Source organism: Qipengyuania sphaerica (genome assembly GCF_019711595.1).
GTDB lineage: Bacteria > Pseudomonadota > Alphaproteobacteria > Sphingomonadales > Sphingomonadaceae > Qipengyuania > Qipengyuania sphaerica.
In genome coordinates, this window is sequence record NZ_JAIGNR010000001.1 from 1,519,353 (window position 1) to 1,537,883 (window position 18,531).

18 protein-coding genes are annotated in these 18,531 nt (G+C 61.6%); 10 read left to right on the forward strand and 8 right to left on the reverse strand.

Translation table 11 applies throughout. The features are described from left to right. Nucleotides 1–20 precede the first annotated feature (20 nt). The 5 genes from K3178_RS07505 (at nucleotide 21) to K3178_RS07525 (ending at nucleotide 3,445) form a co-directional block, all read left to right on the forward strand. Nucleotides 21–665 carry an MOSC domain-containing protein gene (locus tag K3178_RS07505; protein ID WP_221570703.1) on the forward strand — a complete coding sequence of 215 codons (645 nt, stop codon included), beginning with the start codon at nucleotides 21–23 and terminating at the stop codon, nucleotides 663–665. A gap of 116 nt (nucleotides 666–781) precedes the next feature. After that, nucleotides 782–1,180, forward strand: a complete 399-nt coding sequence (locus K3178_RS07510; protein ID WP_221570704.1) for a glycine zipper 2TM domain-containing protein — start codon at nucleotides 782–784, stop codon at nucleotides 1,178–1,180. A gap of 96 nt (nucleotides 1,181–1,276) precedes the next feature. Further along, nucleotides 1,277–2,047 carry an SDR family oxidoreductase gene (locus tag K3178_RS07515; RefSeq protein WP_247713535.1) on the forward strand — a complete coding sequence of 257 codons (771 nt, stop codon included), beginning with the start codon at nucleotides 1,277–1,279 and terminating at the stop codon, nucleotides 2,045–2,047. After that, nucleotides 2,044–2,715: a cytochrome b/b6 domain-containing protein gene (locus K3178_RS07520; RefSeq protein WP_221570705.1), complete on the forward strand. Its 672-nt coding sequence runs from the start codon at nucleotides 2,044–2,046 to the stop codon at nucleotides 2,713–2,715. The genes K3178_RS07515 and K3178_RS07520 overlap by 4 nt, the downstream gene beginning before the upstream one ends. Next, on the forward strand, nucleotides 2,705–3,445 hold the full coding sequence (locus K3178_RS07525; protein WP_221570706.1) for a molybdopterin-binding protein: 741 nt from the start codon (nucleotides 2,705–2,707) through the stop codon (nucleotides 3,443–3,445). Before K3178_RS07520 ends, K3178_RS07525 begins: the two co-directional genes overlap by 11 nt. Nucleotides 3,446–3,448: 3 nt before the next feature. Here K3178_RS07525 and K3178_RS07530 read toward each other — a convergent pair whose 3' ends face one another. Next, the gene (locus K3178_RS07530) at nucleotides 3,449–3,886 is read right to left on the reverse strand and encodes a DUF1801 domain-containing protein (protein ID WP_221570707.1); all 438 of its coding nucleotides are present in this window, start codon (nucleotides 3,884–3,886) and stop codon (nucleotides 3,449–3,451) included. Between the two features lie 80 nt (nucleotides 3,887–3,966). Between K3178_RS07530 and K3178_RS07535 the strand changes: the two genes are divergently transcribed. Further along, nucleotides 3,967–5,253 carry an SAM-dependent methyltransferase gene (locus K3178_RS07535; RefSeq protein ID WP_221570708.1) on the forward strand — a complete coding sequence of 429 codons (1,287 nt, stop codon included), beginning with the start codon at nucleotides 3,967–3,969 and terminating at the stop codon, nucleotides 5,251–5,253. Nucleotides 5,254–5,487: 234 nt separating this feature from the next. Here the strand turns inward: K3178_RS07535 and K3178_RS07540 are convergent, their stop codons facing one another. Next, the gene (locus K3178_RS07540; RefSeq protein WP_221570709.1) at nucleotides 5,488–5,937 is read right to left on the reverse strand and encodes a hypothetical protein; all 450 of its coding nucleotides are present in this window, start codon (nucleotides 5,935–5,937) and stop codon (nucleotides 5,488–5,490) included. Between the two features lie 212 nt (nucleotides 5,938–6,149). Further along, on the reverse strand, nucleotides 6,150–7,469 hold the full coding sequence (locus K3178_RS07545; RefSeq protein ID WP_221570710.1) for an acyltransferase family protein: 1,320 nt from the start codon (nucleotides 7,467–7,469) through the stop codon (nucleotides 6,150–6,152). A 156-nt stretch (nucleotides 7,470–7,625) separates the two neighbouring features. Here K3178_RS07545 and K3178_RS07550 point away from each other — a divergent pair, with 156 nt between their 5' ends. The 3 genes from K3178_RS07550 to K3178_RS14425 all read left to right on the forward strand — a co-directional run bounded on the left by K3178_RS07550 (nucleotide 7,626) and on the right by K3178_RS14425 (nucleotide 10,599). Then, nucleotides 7,626–8,840, forward strand: coding sequence for an argininosuccinate synthase (locus K3178_RS07550; protein ID WP_221570711.1), 1,215 nt, complete (start codon nucleotides 7,626–7,628; stop codon nucleotides 8,838–8,840). 916 nt (nucleotides 8,841–9,756) lie between these two features. Next, nucleotides 9,757–10,269, forward strand: coding sequence for a septal ring lytic transglycosylase RlpA family protein (locus K3178_RS07555; RefSeq protein ID WP_221570712.1), 513 nt, complete (start codon nucleotides 9,757–9,759; stop codon nucleotides 10,267–10,269). Between the two features lie 42 nt (nucleotides 10,270–10,311). Then, nucleotides 10,312–10,599, forward strand: coding sequence for a ribosomal protein L7/L12 (locus K3178_RS14425; RefSeq protein WP_425594605.1), 288 nt, complete (start codon nucleotides 10,312–10,314; stop codon nucleotides 10,597–10,599). Between the two features lie 74 nt (nucleotides 10,600–10,673). Here the strand turns inward: K3178_RS14425 and K3178_RS07565 are convergent, their stop codons facing one another. The 5 genes from K3178_RS07565 to uvrA form a co-directional block, all read right to left on the reverse strand. Continuing rightward, nucleotides 10,674–10,967 carry a hypothetical protein gene (locus K3178_RS07565; RefSeq protein WP_221570713.1) on the reverse strand — a complete coding sequence of 98 codons (294 nt, stop codon included), beginning with the start codon at nucleotides 10,965–10,967 and terminating at the stop codon, nucleotides 10,674–10,676. Between the two features lie 646 nt (nucleotides 10,968–11,613). Continuing rightward, a complete protein-coding gene (locus K3178_RS07570; protein WP_345719871.1) occupies nucleotides 11,614–12,465 on the reverse strand; it encodes a DUF3037 domain-containing protein in 852 nt (283 codons plus the stop codon). Next, nucleotides 12,462–13,241, reverse strand: coding sequence for a HipA family kinase (locus K3178_RS07575; protein ID WP_221570715.1), 780 nt, complete (start codon nucleotides 13,239–13,241; stop codon nucleotides 12,462–12,464). The genes K3178_RS07570 and K3178_RS07575 overlap by 4 nt, the downstream gene beginning before the upstream one ends. 118 nt (nucleotides 13,242–13,359) lie before the next feature. Next, entirely contained in the window at nucleotides 13,360–13,974 is a 615-nt protein-coding gene (locus K3178_RS07580; protein ID WP_221570716.1) for a hypothetical protein, read from the reverse strand. A 106-nt stretch (nucleotides 13,975–14,080) separates the two neighbouring features. After that, nucleotides 14,081–17,044 (reverse strand): excinuclease ABC subunit UvrA, encoded by a 2,964-nt coding sequence (gene uvrA / locus K3178_RS07585; protein ID WP_221570717.1) that lies wholly within the window; start codon nucleotides 17,042–17,044, stop codon nucleotides 14,081–14,083. Nucleotides 17,045–17,452: 408 nt separating this feature from the next. On the opposite strand from uvrA, the gene K3178_RS07590 reads away from it, so the two are divergent. Further along, nucleotides 17,453–18,531, forward strand: a 1,079-nt coding sequence (locus tag K3178_RS07590; protein ID WP_425594606.1) for a calcium-binding protein, incomplete at its 3' end; no start/stop codon positions are given.

Consider the following 18,531-nt stretch of genomic DNA (forward strand, 5'->3'; position numbering starts at 1 on the left):
GTAGGGAAGGCCTGTGGGCCATGCCGGTAGTTTCCGCCATCTGCACCGGCCTCCCCCAGCCCTTCAACGGTGTGGAATTGAGCGCCATCGCCAAGCAACCGGTTGCAGGCAAGGTGATGATCCGCAGCTTCGGGATCGAGGGCGACATGGTCGCCAATACCAAGCACCACGGCGGTCCCGATATGGCGGTGCATCATTATCCGCATGACCACTATGCCGAGTGGGACGCATGGCTTGGCGGGCATGACCTGCTGTCAGGCTCCGCAGCCTTCGGCGAGAACCTGATGGTCGAAGGACTGACCGAGAAGGCCGTCCATATCGGCGACCGTTTCCGGCTTGGCAGTGCGCTTCTCGAAATCAGCCAGCCGCGCCAGCCCTGCTGGAAAATCGAGCATCGCTTCGGCCGCAAGGGAATGGTCGCTCGCATTGTGAAGCAGCACAATTGCGGGTGGTATTACCGCGTGCTCGAGGAAGGGGAGGCCGAAGCCGGCGACGCGCTGGACCTGGTCGAGACCGGTCATGAGGATTGGCCCGTCTCGACGCTCTTCGCGAGGCTTTACGACACCGCTCTCAAGGCGAATCGCGACGAGTTGCGGCAGATCGCCGATCTCGACCGGCTTTGCGTCCCCTGGCGTAAGAAAGCGACCGATGCGCTGGAGCGTTAACGGCCCGTCGCACACATCCTGCCGTTTATCCCTAATTCCGGGTTAAGCCCGTTCGTTCAGCCGCCGTTGTAAACTGCCGAAGCAAATGGGACGCAGGGATTTAGAAGGGACGAATTATGAAGAAATTCGCAATCGCATTCGGTGCTGCCACGCTAGCGGTCACTGGTATCGGTACCGCCGCTCCGGCAGCTGCAGACCCGCCCGCCTGGGCACCGGCTCACGGCAAGCGCGCCAAGGACCGTGCACACCGCGTCCGTGTCTATGACGACCGCGGTTACTACGTCACGCCGCGCCGTATCTCGCGCGACAGCTACATGTGGCGCGGCCGCGACGGTCGCTATTACTGCAAGCGTGACAACGGCACGACCGGTCTCGTCATCGGTGCCGGCGTCGGCGCGCTGGCCGGACACGAACTGGCAGGCCGCGGCGACAAGACGCTCGGGGCGATCCTCGGCGGTGCAGTTGGCGCGGTCATCGGACGCGAGATCGACCGTGGCAGCCTGAGCTGTCGTTAAGATCCGGACTTTAAGGGTCGCAACTTCGCGGCGTCGTCACTCCCAAGGTGGCGGCGCCGCTTTCCTATTGTGCAATGTGCCCTTATGCCGGTGCGCATGAGCGGGGATCGACCATCAGTATTGGTAACCGGCGGCGCGAAACGCATCGGTGCCGCCATCTCCAAGGCATTCGGCGAGGCTGATTGGCACGTCGTTATCCATTACAATTCCTCCAGCGATGAAGCGGAGGCGCTCGCTGCATCGCTTGAAAGTGCAGAGACTGTCCGGGCGGACCTTTGCGATACCGACGCCCTGACCGTGCTGGTCGACGACCTCGCCGGCCGTCTCCCCGACTGGCGGGCGCTGGTGAACTCCGCATCGGTTTTCGATCCGGACGATGTAACCGGGCTGGACGTTGCGACGAACCGGAAGGCGATGCAGGTCAATGCCCTCGCCCCCGCGCTCCTGGCGCAGTCTTATCTCGCGCAGGCGAAAGCCCGCAGCGGTCGCAGGGTTATCCATGTTACCGACCAGAAGCTGGCCAACCCCAATCCTGACTTCTTCAGCTACACCATGAGCAAGCACGCGCTCGACGCCACGGTTGCTATGCTTTCGATGGGAGCGGCGGACAGCGCGGACCGCGTTTACGGCCTCGCGCCCGGAGCCATCCTTCCCAGCCACGACCAGGATGAGGCCGAGGCAGAGATTTCGCACAAGATGAACCTGCTGGGCAGGCGAACCACGGCCGGAGAGGTTGCCGATGCCGCGCTGTTCCTCGCTTCGGGCCAGTTGGCCAGCGGCCAGACGCTATACTGCGACAGCGGCCAGCACCTGTTGCGGCAGGAGCGCGACGTGATCTACCTTGCCCGCGGGGAGGAAACAGCATGAAGCGTCACGCACTCAGCACGAGAATATGGCACTGGCTCAATCTCGTCTGTCTGGTGGTGCTGTTCATGTCGGGCCTCACAATCTCGAACGCCCATCGCCGCCTCTACTGGGGCGACTGGGGCTTCGCGCCCGGGCAGGCATGGCTGGCCGTACCGCGCTTTCCGGACTGGATGACGATCCCCGGCTATTACAGTCTCGCCGTGGCGCGAGACTGGCATATCCTGATGGCCTGGCCTTTCGCGCTGCTATTGTGCTTCATGTGGATCGCAATGCTGGTGAACCGCCACTTCAAGCGCGACCTGATGACCACTCGCAAAGAATGGGCGCCGCGCGCGATCTGGAACGACATTGTCCAGCACCTCAAGCTCAACTTCGATCACGAAGGCGGCAAGTTCAATTTCCTCCAGAAGCTTGCTTACGGGCTCGTCCTGGGCGTCTTTCTCCCGATGATGGTATTCACGGGTATTGCCATAAGTCCCGGAATGGAGCCGACATTCGGCTGGATGGTCGACCTGCTCGGCGGACGCCAATCCGCGCGCAGCCTGCACTTCATTTTTGCGTTTGCCCTGTTCGGCTTCTTCGTGGTCCATGTCCTGCTGGTCATCCTCGCCGGCCCCTTCGGCCAGATCCGCGACATGATTACGGGAGGCAAATCGCATGAAGCGTAGGAACTTCCTCGTCGCCGCCGGAGCCGCCTTCGTGGCCGGTTGCAACAAGGTGGCCGAAAGCGACGCAGGCTCGAAACTGCTCGGCGCGGCGGAGAAATGGCACCAGGGCGCGCACCGGCTGCTGACCAATCGCGAGGCGCTGGCTCCCGAATATCCGAAGAGCGCCATCTCGCCCTATTTCCGCGGCAATGGTTCGACAGATCCGCAGAACGGCGACTATCCAGCACAGGCCGCCTCGGGGTTTGCCGACTGGCGGCTCGAAGTGCGCGGGCTGGTCGAAAACCCGATGAGCCTTAGCCTCGACAACATTCGCAAGCTTCCCCAGCGCACCCAAGTGACGCGGCATGACTGCGTCGAGGGCTGGAGTGCGATCGGCGAGTGGACGGGGCCGCAGCTGTCCTTGTTGCTCGATGCGGCGAAGCTCAAGCCCGAGGCGCGGTTCATTGTCTTCCGCTGCGCCGACAATCTCAACGGACAGGACTATTACGAGAGCATCGACCTCATAGATGCATATCATCCGCAGACCATCGTTGCGCACCTGCTGAACGGCGAGCCGCTGCCCATCAAGAACGGCGCGCCTTTGCGTATGCGGATCGAGCGGCAACTGGGTTACAAGCACGCAAAATACCTGACGGCCATCGAGGCAGTCGCCAGTCTCGAGGAAATCGGCAAGGGCCAGGGCGGCTATTGGGAGGACCGCTCCGGCTACCAATGGTACGCGGGTATCTGAGCGCTATTCCAGATATTTCCGCGCCATCGCTTCCCAGTCGTTGCGCAGGAGTTCCTCCAGCACCTCCATGTTCACATCGGCGAGCTTGTTGACGTAAAGACAGCTCTTTCCGGTCTTGTACTTGCCCAGCTTCTCCAACAGGGCATCGCGCCGCTTGCCCGTGGCCTCATCGCAATAGCCGCCCATCAGGTAGAGCGAGTGCTTGGCTTTTCGCGGTGAGAAACCGCTCCGCATCCAGTGGACGTCGCGGCCGCTCTCGTAGGTCGTGCGATATTCGCCATAGCCGATGATGCTCGGCCCCCACATCTGCGGCTTCTCGCCGGTGACCTTGCGGAACAGCGCATCGAGAACCTTTGCCTCTTCGCGCTTCTTCTCCGGCTCCAAGCCAGCGATGAAATCCTCCGGATCGACCTTGGTGATCTGTGTCTTTGCCTCTGCCATGTGGGCAAGCCTAGCATGTGATTGACACAGCCCCAACGCCTGCCATTGTCGCGGGCAATTCCAAGGGAGAGAATAAGCGTATGTGGTTGCTCGACAAGTTCCTGAAAGCGGCGATCAAGCATGGTCACCTGGTCGTTACCGACCATGACGGCACCACCCACGAATACGGCACTCCCACCGGCAGCCCTCCGCTGCGCATCACGCTGACCAACAAGAAGGCGGCCAATCACATCGCGCGCTATCCGCAGATGGGCGCGGGCGAGGCGTTCATGTGGGGCTGGCTCAAGGTCGAGGAGCCGCACGATATCCGCGACCTGATCCTTTTCGTCACCGAACAGGCGGGCAAGCCGGGCGACAAGGCGCTGAAGCCCAAGGGCAAGCTGCGCACCGCCGCCCAGAAACTGATCGCCAAGGCCGACAGCATCAACCTGCGCAGCAAGGCGAAGAAGAACGCCGAGCATACCTACAATTTGACCCGCGAGCTTTACGAGCGTTTCCTCGACGAGGACCGCCAGTACACCATGGCCTATTACCGCGAGGATCCGGCCACCACCTCGCTCGAGAAGGCGCAGCTCGACAAGAAGGCCCACCTTGCCGCCAAGATGCACATCAAACCCGGCCAGCGCATCCTCGACATCGGCTGCGGCTGGGGCGGCTTCGCGCTCTACCTTGCGCGGCATTACGACGTGGAGGTCCACGGCGTCGCCCTCGCCCCCGACCAGATCGCCTTCTGCAAGGAGCGCGCTGAGGAAGCGGGCGTCGCCGACAAGGTCAAGTTCAGCCTCACCGACTACCGCGACGTGCAAGGGCAGTTCGACCGCATCAGCTCGGTCGGCCTGCTCGAACATGTGGGCACGCCGCATTACCCGCAGTTCTACGAACACACCGCCCGCCTGCTTGCACCCGACGGCGTGATGATGAGCCACTGCTGCGGGCGCGCCGGCCCTCCCGGCTTTACCGACGCCTGGACGCGCACATACATCTTCCCCGGCGGCTACATCCCGGCATTGAGCGAACTGGTCAGCCAGTCTGAGCAATACGGTTGGCAGGTGATGGACGTGGAGGCGATGCGCTTCCACTACAGCTACACGCTGGAGGAATGGTACAACCGCACGGTCCAGCACCGCGAGGAAATCGTCGATATGTACGACGAGGTCTTCTACCGCATGTGGCTCTACTACCTCGCCGGCGCCGAACAGAGCTTCCGCCACGGCGACATGGTCAACTGGCAGCTGATCTATGTGAAGGACCGCAATTCCATCCCCATGACCCGCGAATGGATCATGGAAGAAAGCGCCCGCCTGCGCGCTGCCGACGCGGACAAGGTGCCCGAGTGGCGCTTCTCGCAGAGGGAAGCGGCGGAGTAATTTCCAACGGCGAGGCCGCCCGCATGGCTTGCGCCGCGTGTTGGTGAATTTCATGCAAGTTGATGAAGTGCATCCGGGCGATGCGCTCCATAGAGGCGCGCCACAACGCCAAAGCCCCGCACGGTGGCGGGGCTTTTGCAAGGGTGGGGGTTTACAGGGTCAAAGAGCGCGGGTGACGCTAGCGAGGTCGGTGCGTGTAGGAAACAGCTTTGCGCCCCGGAAATATTTAAGAAATTACAGCGTCTCATTCTCCGCGAGTGGAGCATCGATCACCAAGAATTTCTTATCTGGCTTGTCAACGAAACCGGAGCCTGATGCCAAGTATCGCGCGAAAACTTCCGGCGACACTCGTTCACGGGCTGCAAGTGCATCAAGTGTGGGCGTTGCATTGTGAGTGATCGCGAAGACACGGTAAGGAACGAAGTCGATTTTTTCGGGATAACCGGGCGCAAGCTGAACATGATAGAATGAGACGAGTTCGCCTGAATCGGTGCGAAATGCGAAAACGATGGTCATGCGCTCGTCATCGGCCGAATGCGTTACGAGGACATCTCCGTTCTCTGTGTTCTTCACCGCGACACGATCGACCTCGTTCGGACCTTCGCTCCTGAATGTGGTCGCAACGAGGCTCGGGTCGTGCTGAGGACGGGGATAGGTAGGCGATTTGTTCGCCAACTCGATCATGCGGTCCCTTCGGGTTTGTAGCATCTTCTCATAGTCGGCCTTCCAAAGGGGTGCGTAATCCTTCCCCAAATCTGCCTCCTGTCCGGCGTCTTGCTTGCTGTTACAACTTATGACGAGGAGTGAGAGTGCGCACGTCACAATCGCGTTGGAAAGCATCTTCCGACCTCCGTCATTGCATGCATTCGTGGAATTGCAGGAGCCGTATCCCACACCTACCCCCTCACCCACCGATAGACCGGCCCAAACCCCACCAGCGCCGCGCCGATAAACGGCAGTGCCACCACCCACAGGCGCACGCCGGTCACGCCCTCGGGGCTGGCGATGCTGATGGCGGCGGTCATGGCCAGCCCCAAGCAGATCGCGATCATGCCGATCACGAGGCGCAGGCGCGGGACCGGGGCTTCGCGCTTGGCAGGGCCCATCCCGCGCTCGTGGCGGATGAACATGGCGATCAGCGGGAGCAATGCGGCGATGTAGAGCGCGAACCAGACGGGGCGGCTCCACCACCATTCTGCCGTCCCCGGCATTACGCTGAGGCCCACCCCGCCCGCTGCCCATGCCGCGACCATCACCAGCACGAAGGCAGTCAGGTGCCACAGGTACACGGTCATGATCATGCCGTTCATCAGCACCGTCGCAGTCCAGAAACTGAGGTTGTCCAGGAGCTTCCTGCCCCATGGCTCGAGCGCCAGCACCAGCCCCGTCTGCGTCACCCCCAGCGCCAGCAGCGCGAGCGTCGGCGGCATCGAATTGGTGATCTCGGCCCCCGGCACGCCGATCATGGCGATCGGGTAGAGACCGTAGACCGTCAGCAAGACCAGCGCAGCAAGGCCGAGCGCGAACAGCGCCAGCGCGCCTGCCCGAGATATCCTCCCCTGCTGCCAGCCGTATCCGAGCTGGTGGATGCCCACCCACACGAAGAGGAAGTTCAAATATTTGATGTAGGGCACGCCCTGCGCATAGGTCAGCCAGTCGACCAGCACCGCACCCGCCACCAGCAAGGCCACGCTGGCAAATCCCAGCCTCTCCCACAGCTTCCACGTCAGCGGCGCGAGCGCGGTCACCAGCAGGTACACCGCGAGGAACCACACGGGCACCAGCGCGAGGTGTACCGCCATTTTCACCGTCTCGCGCGCCATGCCCAGCTGCGTGGCCACCAGCGCGAAACCCGCCCACACCAGCAGAACGGGAAAGACCGGGTTGATCAGGCGCTGGATGCGGCTGGCGAACCAGTCCGAATAATGGCCGTTCTTCGCGCGGGTCGAGGCCCAGCTCACCCCGTTCGAATAGCCGCCGACGAGGAAGAAGATCGGCATGACCTGGAACAGCCAGGTGAGCCATTGCGACCAGGGGAGGATGCCGAGCAAATGCCCGCCGACCACCTCGCCATCGCTGCCGATATAGGGCGCGGCGACCAGCCAGTGGCCGACCACCACCGCCATGATCGACAGCGCGCGCAGGAAATCGACATAGCGATTGCGTTCGGGCGGCGTCTGCTCCGCCAGCGACCTTGCCTTGCTCCACAACCCCATTTTGCGCCCTCCTCGCATTCCGTCGCGCCGTTCTAGGCCGCGCAAGTCCCAAGATACAGTTACTACGCGCGACTTTCCCCCCGCCTAGCGCTTCTTGATTGCCTACAGCGTGACGGTGCTGCTAGCCGCGCGGCCATAGTCGAAAGGTATGTGCGAATGTCCGATATCAAGCGTGTGGTGCTGGCCTATTCCGGCGGTCTGGATACCTCCGTCATCGCCAAGTGGCTCGAAGTGGAGCGCGGGCTGGAGGTGGTCACCTTCACCGCCGATCTCGGTCAGGGCGAGGAAATCGAGCCGGCGCGCGAAAAAGCCCGCGCCATGGGCATTCCCGACCAGCACATCTTCATCGAGGATTTGCGCGAGGAATTCGTGCGCGATTTCGTCTTCCCGATGATGCGCGCCAATGCCCGCTATGAAGGCGACTACCTGCTCGGCACCAGCATCGCGCGCCCGCTGATTTCCAAGCGCCTCGTCGAAATCGCGCACGAAACCGGCGCCGATGCCATCGCCCATGGCGCAACCGGCAAGGGCAACGACCAGGTGCGTTTCGAGCTCTCAGCCTATGCGCTCGACCCGGACATCAAGGTGATCGCCCCCTGGCGCGAATGGGATTTGACGAGCCGCACCGCGCTGATCGCCTGGGCCGAGGCGCACCAGATCGCCGTCCCCAAGGACAAGCGCGGCGAAAGCCCCTTCTCGACCGATGCGAACCTGTTGCATACCTCGTCGGAGGGCAAGGTTCTGGAGGACCCGTGGCAGGAGACGCCCGACTACGTCTATTCGCGCACGGACCATCCCGAGGATGCGCCCGACACGCCCGAATATATCGAGATCGGCTTCGAGAAAGGCGACGGTGTGTCGCTCAATGGCGAGGCGATGAGCCCGGCCACCTTGCTCGCCGCGCTAAACGATCTCGGCCGTACCCACGGCATCGGCCGCCTCGACCTCGTCGAGAACCGCTTCGTCGGCATGAAGAGCCGCGGCATGTACGAAACGCCCGGCGGCGAAATCTACGCGCGCGCGCATCGCGGGATCGAACAGATCACGCTCGATCGCGGCGCAGCGCATCTGAAGGACGAACTGATGCCGCGCTATGCCGAGCTGGTGTACAACGGCCTGTGGTTCAGCCCGGAGCGGGAAATGCTGCAAGCGGCAGTCGATCTCAGCCAGGAGAAGGTGAGCGGCACGGTCCGGCTCAAGCTCTACAAGGGCAATGCCATGGTGGTGGGCCGCAAGTCGGACAACTCGCTCTATTCCGAAGCGCATGTCACCTTCGAGGACGATGCCGGCGCCTACGACCAGAAGGACGCGGAAGGCTTCATCAAGCTCAACGCACTCCGACTCCGCTTGCTCGCCAAGCGCGACAGGTAGAAAATTTCACGCCGATGTGACGCGGAGGCGTAAAATTACGCGCCTACCGTACATCGCGTTCCGGATTTTGCGATGAACCGTTGACTTATCCACCTCCCTCCACAGCGAAAAGCGGGGAAAGTGGATAACTCGGGGTTTGACAGCTTGAAGAATCGGCTGATCGGGGGCAGCTTCAAGTCATCGGAACGGCGAAGAAAGCTTCCAGTTCGGACGGTCTAACGACTTGAAGAACAACGGAAATTCAGAACCGGAAAGACGCCGCGGGATCTGTCCACGCGCTTTTCGAGACCCTCATGCTGAAGGTTCACACCGGACGCAAGGCGGGTCGATGACGGAAGTGCGAAGGTTTCTCGAGGCGAGCCAGGCCAACCCGGCAGGATGTGCGAAGGTGGCGTCGTATAAAGGTCTTCGGACCGGAAGGCGATGTGACCGTTTGAGCCTCCCGCCATCAACGGAAGGTCAGGCTGCGGAACCGCCCGTTGAAGCGCGGCTGGGCCAGGAAAGCGAACGACCTGTCGTAGCGCACCGAACCGGGCCGAGCGGAGGGTAGATCCGGATGCCGGTGCGAGCGCCGGTGACAGAACCGGAAGTGAAGTCTTCGGATGGAACGGAAGGGAAAACATCGGATGCCAAGTCTGCGTCCCTTGATCTTCGGATGAAGGAACACGGCCACGCATCGGTGAGAGTGGGGTCGGCAGCGATGCCGGCCCCATTTGCGCTGCGCCTCCCCTCGCCGGGATTGCAGAGCCAGCCTTGGTATGAGAGCGCCGACAGACCCCCAATATCCGGTAAACCGACCTCCTGGCCGCTCGATTCCGCGATGAAACGTGGCCAAATCGGGGCAGCGGCCCGCGCCGTTAACGACTTTCCGGCCGACCTTCCTTATATGCTGGCGACTTGAACGGGAGGTCCATTCATGGCCAATCGCGCATTTCGCAGCATGCTTTTCCTTGCAGCCCTGGCGCTGCCCAGCACTGCCGGACATTCGCAGGACAGCGATCCTGTCGCCATCGTCCAGCCCACATTCTCGAGCGAATTCGCGGATTTCCGCGAACTTCCCGACACGCCCGAACCGGGTCCGGAAGCGGTCGACCTCGACACTTTCGACCCGCCGGTGGAAGTCGAACCCGCCACCACCTCGCTCGGCAGCGGCGTCGCGTCCTATTACGGCAAGCGCTTCCATGGCCGCCGCACCGCCAATGGCGAGCGCTTCGACATGCACGGTTACACCGCCGCGCACCGCACCCTGCCCTTCGGCAGCCGCGTGCTGGTGACCAACCCGCGCACCGGCCGCAGCGTGACCGTCCGCATCAACGATCGCGGACCCTTCACCCGCGGCCGCACGATCGACCTGTCGCGCGCCGCCGCGGAAGAAATCGGCCTGATCGCCCGCGGTCACGGCACGGTGGAACTCGCCCTGCTCGACTGAGGGGGCGCTGGAGTTTCCGCGCGGTTCGTATAGGTCGACGCAATGTCCCAGCTGATCCTCGTCGTCGCCGTCCTCATCGTCCTCGGCCCCGTCATTTACGGCGTGCTCAATCGCGACCGCAATGCAGGCAGCATGATCGAGCGCCAGCGCGCCGCCGCGCGTCCTGTGCCGGAACCGGTGCATTCTCGCGATCCGGCGGCGGTGCTCGATGACGCGGATGTGTCCGCAGCGATCGCCGGCGGTCGCAAGATCGAGGCGATAAAGCTGGTTCGCGAGCGGACGGGCCTCGGGCTGGCGGAGGCGAAGGAGCTGGTCGAGCAGGCTCGCTAAGCGCACTGCCAAACCGCTCAGCTGCCTGAGGGCGTTTCGCATTGCCTTACCGCTTCGCTAACTGAGGGCGTTTCTTACCTGTAATTCATCGCGCAGGCGTTGACGATTTCCTGCATCTCGCCGCGCTGGTCGCCGAAGGCATCGGTCAGCTTGATCCCGCGATTGTCGAACTCGCGCTTCATGCAGCCGCAGATCTCGGTCTTGCTGTCCGCCACTTGCGGCGGCAGGCGCAGGTTACGTTCGCACTGTGGGATGAAGTCCTCGTCCAGCTTCCGCTCGACCTCCGCGCCGATCTCGTCGCGCGCGGTGAAGGAGAAGGCGACGAGGAACCCGACCAAGGCCGCCGCGATCAGCACCAGCCACTTCATGCGCAATCTCCCTGTCTATCCGGGTCACCCTCCGCGCAGCCTACACCATCGCCCGCATCGGGGCGAGAGATTGGTGTTCGCAATAGCGATGGCGACGCGCGACCGCGACCGGCGGGCGTCTGGCGCGCGGTCAGCGCCCCCGACGGCTGCGCATGATCATCTCGCTCAGGATAGAGGCGAGGATAAGGGCGGTAATGACGGACAGGATGATGAAGGCCCAATCGGGCATGATGCGACTCCGTTGCACGAGGCGGGAGCAATGCATTCAAGCTTCTCTCGGTCGCCGGCGAGCCAGTATGAGGGCCAGCGATAGGACCTCCTTAGCAGCTGCAACATGAACGCGCCCAAACAAATGTTATAGTCGCGGGGGTGGCGGGATAGGTGGCGCGCGAGACGGGGATTGTCAGGATTTTGGCGCTGGGAGCTGGAGATGCTGGAGAAACCCGGCCTGCCGCCTGGGCGCGAAGACGGTGTGCCCCTCCCCGTGAGGACCGGCGGTGGGGGCCTGCTCCCCGCCAGTGGGAAGTTCGGGCGGACTTTCGAGTGTGACGAGAGCGTTGATGGTTCACCTCTTTGGAATGGAGTGAACCGGGTTAGTTATATGGGGTTTGGGGAGTGAGACAGCGTAAGCGCTCTACAATTCAATTCAACCACGGTGATGGCGAACTTGGTCCTCAATTTTTGCAACGAGAACATCGATTTCTGCTTCGTCATAAACTTCCGGAGAAGTCGACGCTTGGCGCAATATCTCAAGGGCTGAATTATAGGCATCCATCAGGTTAAGCTGACTCGGCTTTCCTGCAATAAAGTAAGCCTTAAAGGGCGAAGTAGCTCCGTCCGCAGCAGCATCGAGATTCCCTCTCCACTTTCGAGCTTTATCTCTGATATTACTAGCATCCGCTAAATCGAACGAGAGCGGCTCATATGCATGTATTTGACCGTTTACCCAAGAATGTTGAAACTCAACGGTATCGATTTCCCCTTCGATAACACGTGGCTCGAGGTCAATTTTGACTTCTCGTTCTAGCAATGCCTGCCTGACTGGCTTCCAAACTTCTTCATCCGTGCGGCGCGTTTCTTTATGTTGAAAATAATTTGAGATCATCCGCTCGGTTATTCTAGCAAACTCGCGGTCAAGATCCTTCGCAACACCGGTTCCTATTTCGGACCATTGCAGCGAACTCCCATCGTGCGGAAGCATTTGTGTGGCTACTGTCCGAGCGTCGCCCTCTTTGAAGAGGCCTCCCTTTTGGACCTGTTTCGCTACTTTTCCAGCGTTTGATCGAACAGCAGCAATCGCTGCGCGAAATGCCTTCCGATCAATATCAGGAAACATTGGACGGAGGCGTTGGATTTGATCCTTGAACGCGCTCAGCACTCTCGGCGCGGCAGTACCGTTGCCGGGCGCGACCATGACGATGCCGACGTTGACAAATTCACCCGTCACCACGTCATGCACATAACGTAGGATACTGTAGCTATATGGTCGGCGACTCACTGCAAGATCCGATCCAATTCCGTCATACAATCATCAATATTTTCTCGAATATCCCGAACCTTAGTTAAGATTCTCGTGACAAATTCTTCGTCACGCCATTCGTCCGGAACTGCCGCTCCATACGACTCAATGTGATGATCCTGCAATAGCGACCATTTTTGCCTGATAGTGGCGCCATCTATCGGCCTCGCGACAAGTTCCTTGCGAAAAATGTGTCGTCCATGCTCAGTGAAAGACTGCAAGCCTCCTGGCTGCCACGGTTTTGGACCGAGGAGCATCGCAGGGAATGCCAGCTCGTGGTCGATAATACGAAGCTGCTCGCCGTTTACCAAGCAGTTTGGATTGCCATCACGACGATCAACATTTTCGATGAAACCATCAAACGCAAGAATTTCTGCAGCTGTTTGAACCATCGGCGGCGTCAAGCGATTGCCTGAAGCCCAAGCCGGCCATTGCGGCCATAAAAGCTTCGACCCGAATGCCAGATTGTCGAATTCGGAGAATCGCACGCGCACATCGGGTGGCAGCGAATCTCGCCAATCGTCGGGGATTCGCACAACGAAGGGTTCGGGAATTGGGAGACCGAGGTCCCCCGCCAGACAAGCAGCTATAACCTCAACTGCAAGAGAATTTGTGCCAAGGTCACAAGCCGATGAGAACTTGATCACGACTTCAACCACGTTCTGATGCGGATCCTCCCCAGCCACAATTATTGGCTTCGTTCGGCCACTACCGACATCCCTTACGTACTGAATAGCTTCAAGTTCTGTGAGCATTTTCGCTCGTTAGACGATGATGTTTGATTAGGAAACCGTTGCTGAAGATGCCAAAATCCACGCGCCGGAAGGTTTTGCTACAAACCATGCCAAGCACCCCATGAAACTCGGAAGCCCCTCAAAACACAAACTGCATATTCCACGCCACCGCGCCGCCCTGGATGCCGATCGTGGTGAGCTGCCAGGGGCCGACTGCCTCGGGGGCGATTTCCTCGAATAGGCTGGTGACGAGGTAGTGCACGCCGCCGCTCGCCAGTTTGAAGCCGATCACCCTCTGCGTCGACGGGTCGCGGCCAAGCAGCGGGTTGAGTTCGTGGCACACTCCGCGATCGAGGCAGGAAATCGTCTGCACCGCGTCCACCACATTGAGGACCTGGTAGACCACCTCGCGCCGTGCGGTGCGGCGGCGGACCAGCGCCTGTTCAAGCTCGAACGCCTCTTTCGCCGCGGCCTGCCGCATGGTCGCCTGCGCGGCCACCGATAGCTGCGGGCCATGCACCGGCGCCTGTTCGGCAGAAGTGGCGGCGAGCGTGAAGCGCTCCCCCTCCCCTGCAGGTTCGGCCCCCCGGTAATCGGCCACCGCAAGCTCCGGCCCGTGGACTGCGAGCTCTGCCAGTTCCGCAGCCACTTCCTGCGCCTGCGCCGCATGGACGGGCCAGCTGCAGGCCATCACGCCTGCGGTTACGGTTGCGATTGTGCGAGCCGCCGGCGCGGCATTCCAAGTCTTCGTCATTACCATGTCTCCCCATCCGCCCTGTAACGCGACAAATGAAGGACATGGCTTTGAATATCCGGAGCGTTCTATTCCGGAACAATACTTAGTTAATCAAGGTCTTGTCTCATTCCGCCGGTTCGGTTTCCGACTTCGACGCTTTCGACTTGGCGGCAGGCTTCGCCTTTTCCAGCATCGGGCGCAGGTAATGCCCCGTATAGGAGGCATCGACCTTGGCCACTTCCTCGGGCGTGCCCTGCGCAACAACCTCCCCGCCCCGCACACCGCCGCCGGGACCGAGGTCGAGGATGTGGTCGGCGGTCTTGATGACGTCGAGATTGTGCTCGATCACCACCACCGAATTGCCCTGGTCGACCAGCCGGTGGAGCACTTCGAGGAGCTTCCTCACATCCTCGAAATGGAGGCCCGTGGTGGGCTCGTCGAGGATGTAGAGCGTCTGACCGGTGCTGCGCTTGCTGAGTTCCTTGGCGAGTTTCACGCGCTGCGCCTCGCCGCCCGACAGCGTGGTCGCCTGCTGGCCGACCTTGACGTAGCCCAGCCCCACCTCGTTCAGCATGTGCATCTTGTCGCGGATCGGGGGGACGGCCTTGAAGAAGCCTTCCGCATCCTCGATCGTCATGTCGAGCACGTCGGCGATGGAGTGGCCCTTGAACTTCACCTCAAGCGTTTCGCGGTTGTAGCGCTTGCCGCCGCATTCCTCGCAGGTGACGTAGACGTCGGGCAGGAAGTGCATCTCGATCTTGATCAGCCCGTCGCCCTGGCACGCCTCGCAGCGGCCGCCCTTGACGTTGAAGCTGAAGCGGCCGGGCTTGTATCCGCGCGCCTGCGCTTCGGGGAGGCCGGCAAACCAGTCGCGGATCTGGGTGAAGGCGCCGGTGTAGGTCGCCGGGTTGGAGCGCGGGGTGCGGCCGATGGGCGACTGGTCGATCTCGATCACCTTGTCGCAATATTCGAGGCCGGTGACCTTGTCGTGCGCGCCCGCGACCACGCGTGCGCCATTCAATTGGCGCGCGGCGGAGGCGTAAAGCGTGTCGATGGTGAAGGATGACTTGCCGCTGCCTGACACGCCGGTGATGCAGGTGAAGGTGCCGAGCGGGATGGAGGCGGTGACGTCGTTGAGGTTATTCGCGCGCGCGCCGTGGACGGTGAGCTCGTGTCCGTTGCCCTTGCGGCGTGTCTGCGAGACGGCAATCTCGCGCCGCCCGGTGAGGTAATCGGCGGTGAGCGACTTCTTCGACTTCAATACCTGCTTGAGCGTGCCCTGCGCCACCACCTCGCCCCCGTGGACGCCCGCGCCGGGGCCAAGGTCGACCACATGGTCTGCGGTGCGGATCGCGTCCTCGTCATGCTCGACCACGATCACCGTATTGCCGAGATCGCGCAGGCGCTTCAATGTTTCGAGCAGCCGGTCGTTGTCGCGCTGGTGGAGGCCGATGCTGGGCTCGTCGAGCACGTAGAGCACCCCCGAAAGGCCCGAGCCGATCTGGCTGGCGAGGCGGATGCGCTGGCTCTCCCCGCCTGACAGCGTGCCGCTGGTGCGGTCGAGGTTGAGGTAGTCTAGCCCGACATTGTCGAGGAAGCCCAGCCGTTCGTTGATCTCTTTCAGGATGGCCTTGGCGATCTGCTGCTGCGTGTCGTTCAGCGCCTCGGGCAGATTCAGGAAATACTCTTTCGCATCGGCCACGCTCATCTTCGTGGGTGTGGCGATGTCGGTGCCGTCGATCTTCACCGCGAGCGCCTTCTCGTTGAGGCGCTTGCCGTGGCAGGTCTCGCAGGGCTGTGCGGTCTGGAACTTGGCCAGCTCCTCGCGCATCCACGCGCTCTCGGTCTGCAGCATGCGGCGGTTGAGGTTGCCGATCACACCTTCGAAGGGCTTCTTTACCGTGTACTGCTTGCGCCCGTCCTTGAAGGTGAGCGGGATGGCGCGGCCCTTGGTGCCGTAGAGGATGATGTCGCGGATCTCGCGGTCGAAATCCTCCCACGGAGTGGTCAGGTCGAACTCGTATTCCTTCGCGAGGCTGGCGAGCACCTGCATGTAATAGGGGCTCGGCGGATTGCTCTTCGCCCAGGGCACCACCGCGCCCTTTTTCAAGCTCAGCGCCTCGTTCGGCACTACCAGCTGCGGGTCGAACAGCTGCTTTTCGCCGATCCCGTCGCAGGTGGGGCAGGCTCCCTGCGGCGCGTTGAAGGAGAACAGGCGCGGCTCGACTTCCTCGATAGTGAAGCCGGAGACCGGGCAGGAGAAGCGCTCGGAAAACACGATGCGATTGGCGGGCAGCCCCGCCCCCTTCATCGCGCCGCCAGCCCCCGAACCACTGGCGGCCTCGTCCTCGCGCCCCGGCACCACGCCATCGGCGAGGTCGACATAGGCCAGCCCATCGGCCAGCTTGAGCGCGGTCTCGAAACTGTCGGCGAGCCGCGTTTCCAGACCTTCTTTTACCGCAAGACGATCGACCACCACCTCGATGTCGTGCTTGAATTTCTTGTCGAGGGCGGGCGCTTCCTCGATCGGATACATCTCGCCATCGATGCGCACGCGGGTGAAACCCGCCTTTTGCCACTCGGCCAGTTCCTTGCGGTATTCTCCCTTGCGCCCGCGCACCACCGGCGCGAGCAGGTAGAGCCGCGTGCCTTCGGGCAATTCCATCACCCGGTCGACCATGTTGGAGACGGTCTGCGCCTCGATCGGCAGGCCCGTCGTTGGCGAATACGGCACCCCCACCCTCGCCCACAACAGGCGCATGTAATCGTAGATCTCGGTCACCGTCGCCACGGTCGAGCGCGGGTTGCGGCTGGTGGTCTTCTGCTCGATCGAGATCGCGGGGGAGAGCCCGTCGATATGCTCGACATCGGGCTTCTGCATCATCTCGAGGAACTGGCGCGCATAGGCCGACAGGCTCTCGACATAACGCCGCTGCCCCTCGGCATAGATAGTGTCGAACGCCAGGCTCGACTTGCCCGAACCGGAAAGCCCGGTGATGACGATCAGGCTATCGCGCGGCAGGTCGATATCGACGCCCTTGAGATTGTGTTCCCGCGCGCCGCGGACGGAGATTTTGGTAAGTGCCATGTAGGAAGCGTGTTCCGCAAATGTTCTGTGGTGTCAAGCGAGGGCCTACCCGTCAAACAGACGCGGCGGCGAACTGTGCCCGCGATGTGGGCATCGCGCGGCCAAATGCAATCTTTGCTGCCGCACCACCTGGCCAGTCACCCGGGCGAGGGGTCTTCCAGCCTGGTCAATCCAAGCGACCCCGCCGGCTAAGGCTATGGACAAGAGGAGGAAAATGAACAATAACCCTCCCGGTCGGACTTCAATGTCCCTTCAAAAAAGCACTTAACTCGGGCCGCCACGATGTGATGTTCTTCTCGAACATCCAATGGAGATGTGCGCCCCGGCGATGGTGGGTCCCAGGTATCGAACATCTCGGAATATTCGGCCTATCGCCCCGCAAGGCGATCGGGCAGCGGGAGACGAGAGATGGCGATTTTCACTTACACCGATACGACCGAGATGGTCATCTCAGACAATTCGGACGATTATGCGATCATACCTGTCTTCGGGACGACCGGCGCGGTCACCGATGTCAGCATAACGCTGCTGAACATTCAGCACACCTATGCCGACGATCTCGACATGATCCTGTTCGCTCCCGAATTCCAGAACCTCGTCTTCATGTCCGACGCGGGTGAAGGGGCCAATCTTGCCGGTGACTACACGTTCTCCGACAACGGTTTCATCGCGATCCAGGATATCGAGTTAACGACAGCCATTGCGCCCGGCATCTATCTCCCCGCTGCATACGAGGAGATTGAAGATGCAAACGACTTCGCGACGGTGGGGGACCTCCCCCTGTTCCATGCACCATCTTCGGGGGTGGACAGCTTTGCGTCGCAATTTGGCGGTCTGGATGCGAACGGCTTCTGGTACCTGGTCATCGCGGACGACGAAGGAGCAGATCAGGGAACGCTCGACGGCTGGTCGCTGACGATCGAAACCGACGGTGTCGACGCGGATGTGCTGGGCACAGAAATCGCAGACACGGTGACGATCGCGTCCAAGACAGCGAGTTCAGGGACCTTCGATATCAGTTACGACGTCTTTACACGCGGGTTCGAGTTCGAAGGTGTCACGGGGACATTCTATATCGATACCGGACTTGGCAACGACACGATCACCGGCGGTAGCGGTAGCGAATGGATCGAGGGCGGCGAAGGCAACGACACGATCGATGGCGGTGCGGGCGAGGACACCGCATCCTACTCCACCGCATCTGCCGGCGTTTTCGTGCGGCTGCTTGCAGGTGGTCCGCAGGACACGCTTTCGGCCGGCATCGACACTCTTGTAGCAATCGAGAACCTGTTCGGCTCCGCTTTCCGTGACCGCCTCGAAGGCGATGATGGATCAAATCGCGTCGATGCGGGGGATGGCGACGACCGTGTCTACGGCCATGGCGGCAACGACGTCATCGTTCTCGACATGGGCAACGACCGCGCCTGGGGCGGCGGCCAGGACGACCGTATCTACGGCCAGGACGGCAACGACCGCATCTATGGCGA

Excerpts from the sequence above, each read along its gene's own strand:
- K3178_RS14425 (WP_425594605.1), top strand. The coding sequence starts at position 10,312 with ATGTCCCAGCTGATCCTCGTCGTCGCCGTCCTCATCGTCCTCGGCCCC.
- K3178_RS07550 (WP_221570711.1), top strand. The coding sequence starts at position 7,626 with ATGTCCGATATCAAGCGTGTGGTGCTGGCCTATTCCGGCGGTCTGGAT.
- uvrA (WP_221570717.1), bottom strand. The coding sequence starts at position 17,044 with ATGGCACTTACCAAAATCTCCGTCCGCGGCGCGCGGGAACACAATCTC.
- K3178_RS07535 (WP_221570708.1), top strand. The coding sequence starts at position 3,967 with ATGTGGTTGCTCGACAAGTTCCTGAAAGCGGCGATCAAGCATGGTCAC.
- K3178_RS07580 (WP_221570716.1), bottom strand. The coding sequence starts at position 13,974 with ATGACGAAGACTTGGAATGCCGCGCCGGCGGCTCGCACAATCGCAACC.
- K3178_RS07510 (WP_221570704.1), top strand. The coding sequence starts at position 782 with ATGAAGAAATTCGCAATCGCATTCGGTGCTGCCACGCTAGCGGTCACT.
- K3178_RS07545 (WP_221570710.1), bottom strand. The coding sequence starts at position 7,469 with ATGGGGTTGTGGAGCAAGGCAAGGTCGCTGGCGGAGCAGACGCCGCCC.
- K3178_RS07520 (WP_221570705.1), top strand. The coding sequence starts at position 2,044 with ATGAAGCGTCACGCACTCAGCACGAGAATATGGCACTGGCTCAATCTC.
- K3178_RS07565 (WP_221570713.1), bottom strand. The coding sequence starts at position 10,967 with ATGAAGTGGCTGGTGCTGATCGCGGCGGCCTTGGTCGGGTTCCTCGTC.
- K3178_RS07575 (WP_221570715.1), bottom strand. The coding sequence starts at position 13,241 with ATGCTCACAGAACTTGAAGCTATTCAGTACGTAAGGGATGTCGGTAGT.
- K3178_RS07505 (WP_221570703.1), top strand. The coding sequence starts at position 21 with ATGCCGGTAGTTTCCGCCATCTGCACCGGCCTCCCCCAGCCCTTCAAC.
- K3178_RS07540 (WP_221570709.1), bottom strand. The coding sequence starts at position 5,937 with ATGATCGAGTTGGCGAACAAATCGCCTACCTATCCCCGTCCTCAGCAC.
- K3178_RS07515 (WP_247713535.1), top strand. The coding sequence starts at position 1,277 with ATGAGCGGGGATCGACCATCAGTATTGGTAACCGGCGGCGCGAAACGC.
- K3178_RS07525 (WP_221570706.1), top strand. The coding sequence starts at position 2,705 with ATGAAGCGTAGGAACTTCCTCGTCGCCGCCGGAGCCGCCTTCGTGGCC.
- K3178_RS07530 (WP_221570707.1), bottom strand. The coding sequence starts at position 3,886 with ATGGCAGAGGCAAAGACACAGATCACCAAGGTCGATCCGGAGGATTTC.
- K3178_RS07555 (WP_221570712.1), top strand. The coding sequence starts at position 9,757 with ATGGCCAATCGCGCATTTCGCAGCATGCTTTTCCTTGCAGCCCTGGCG.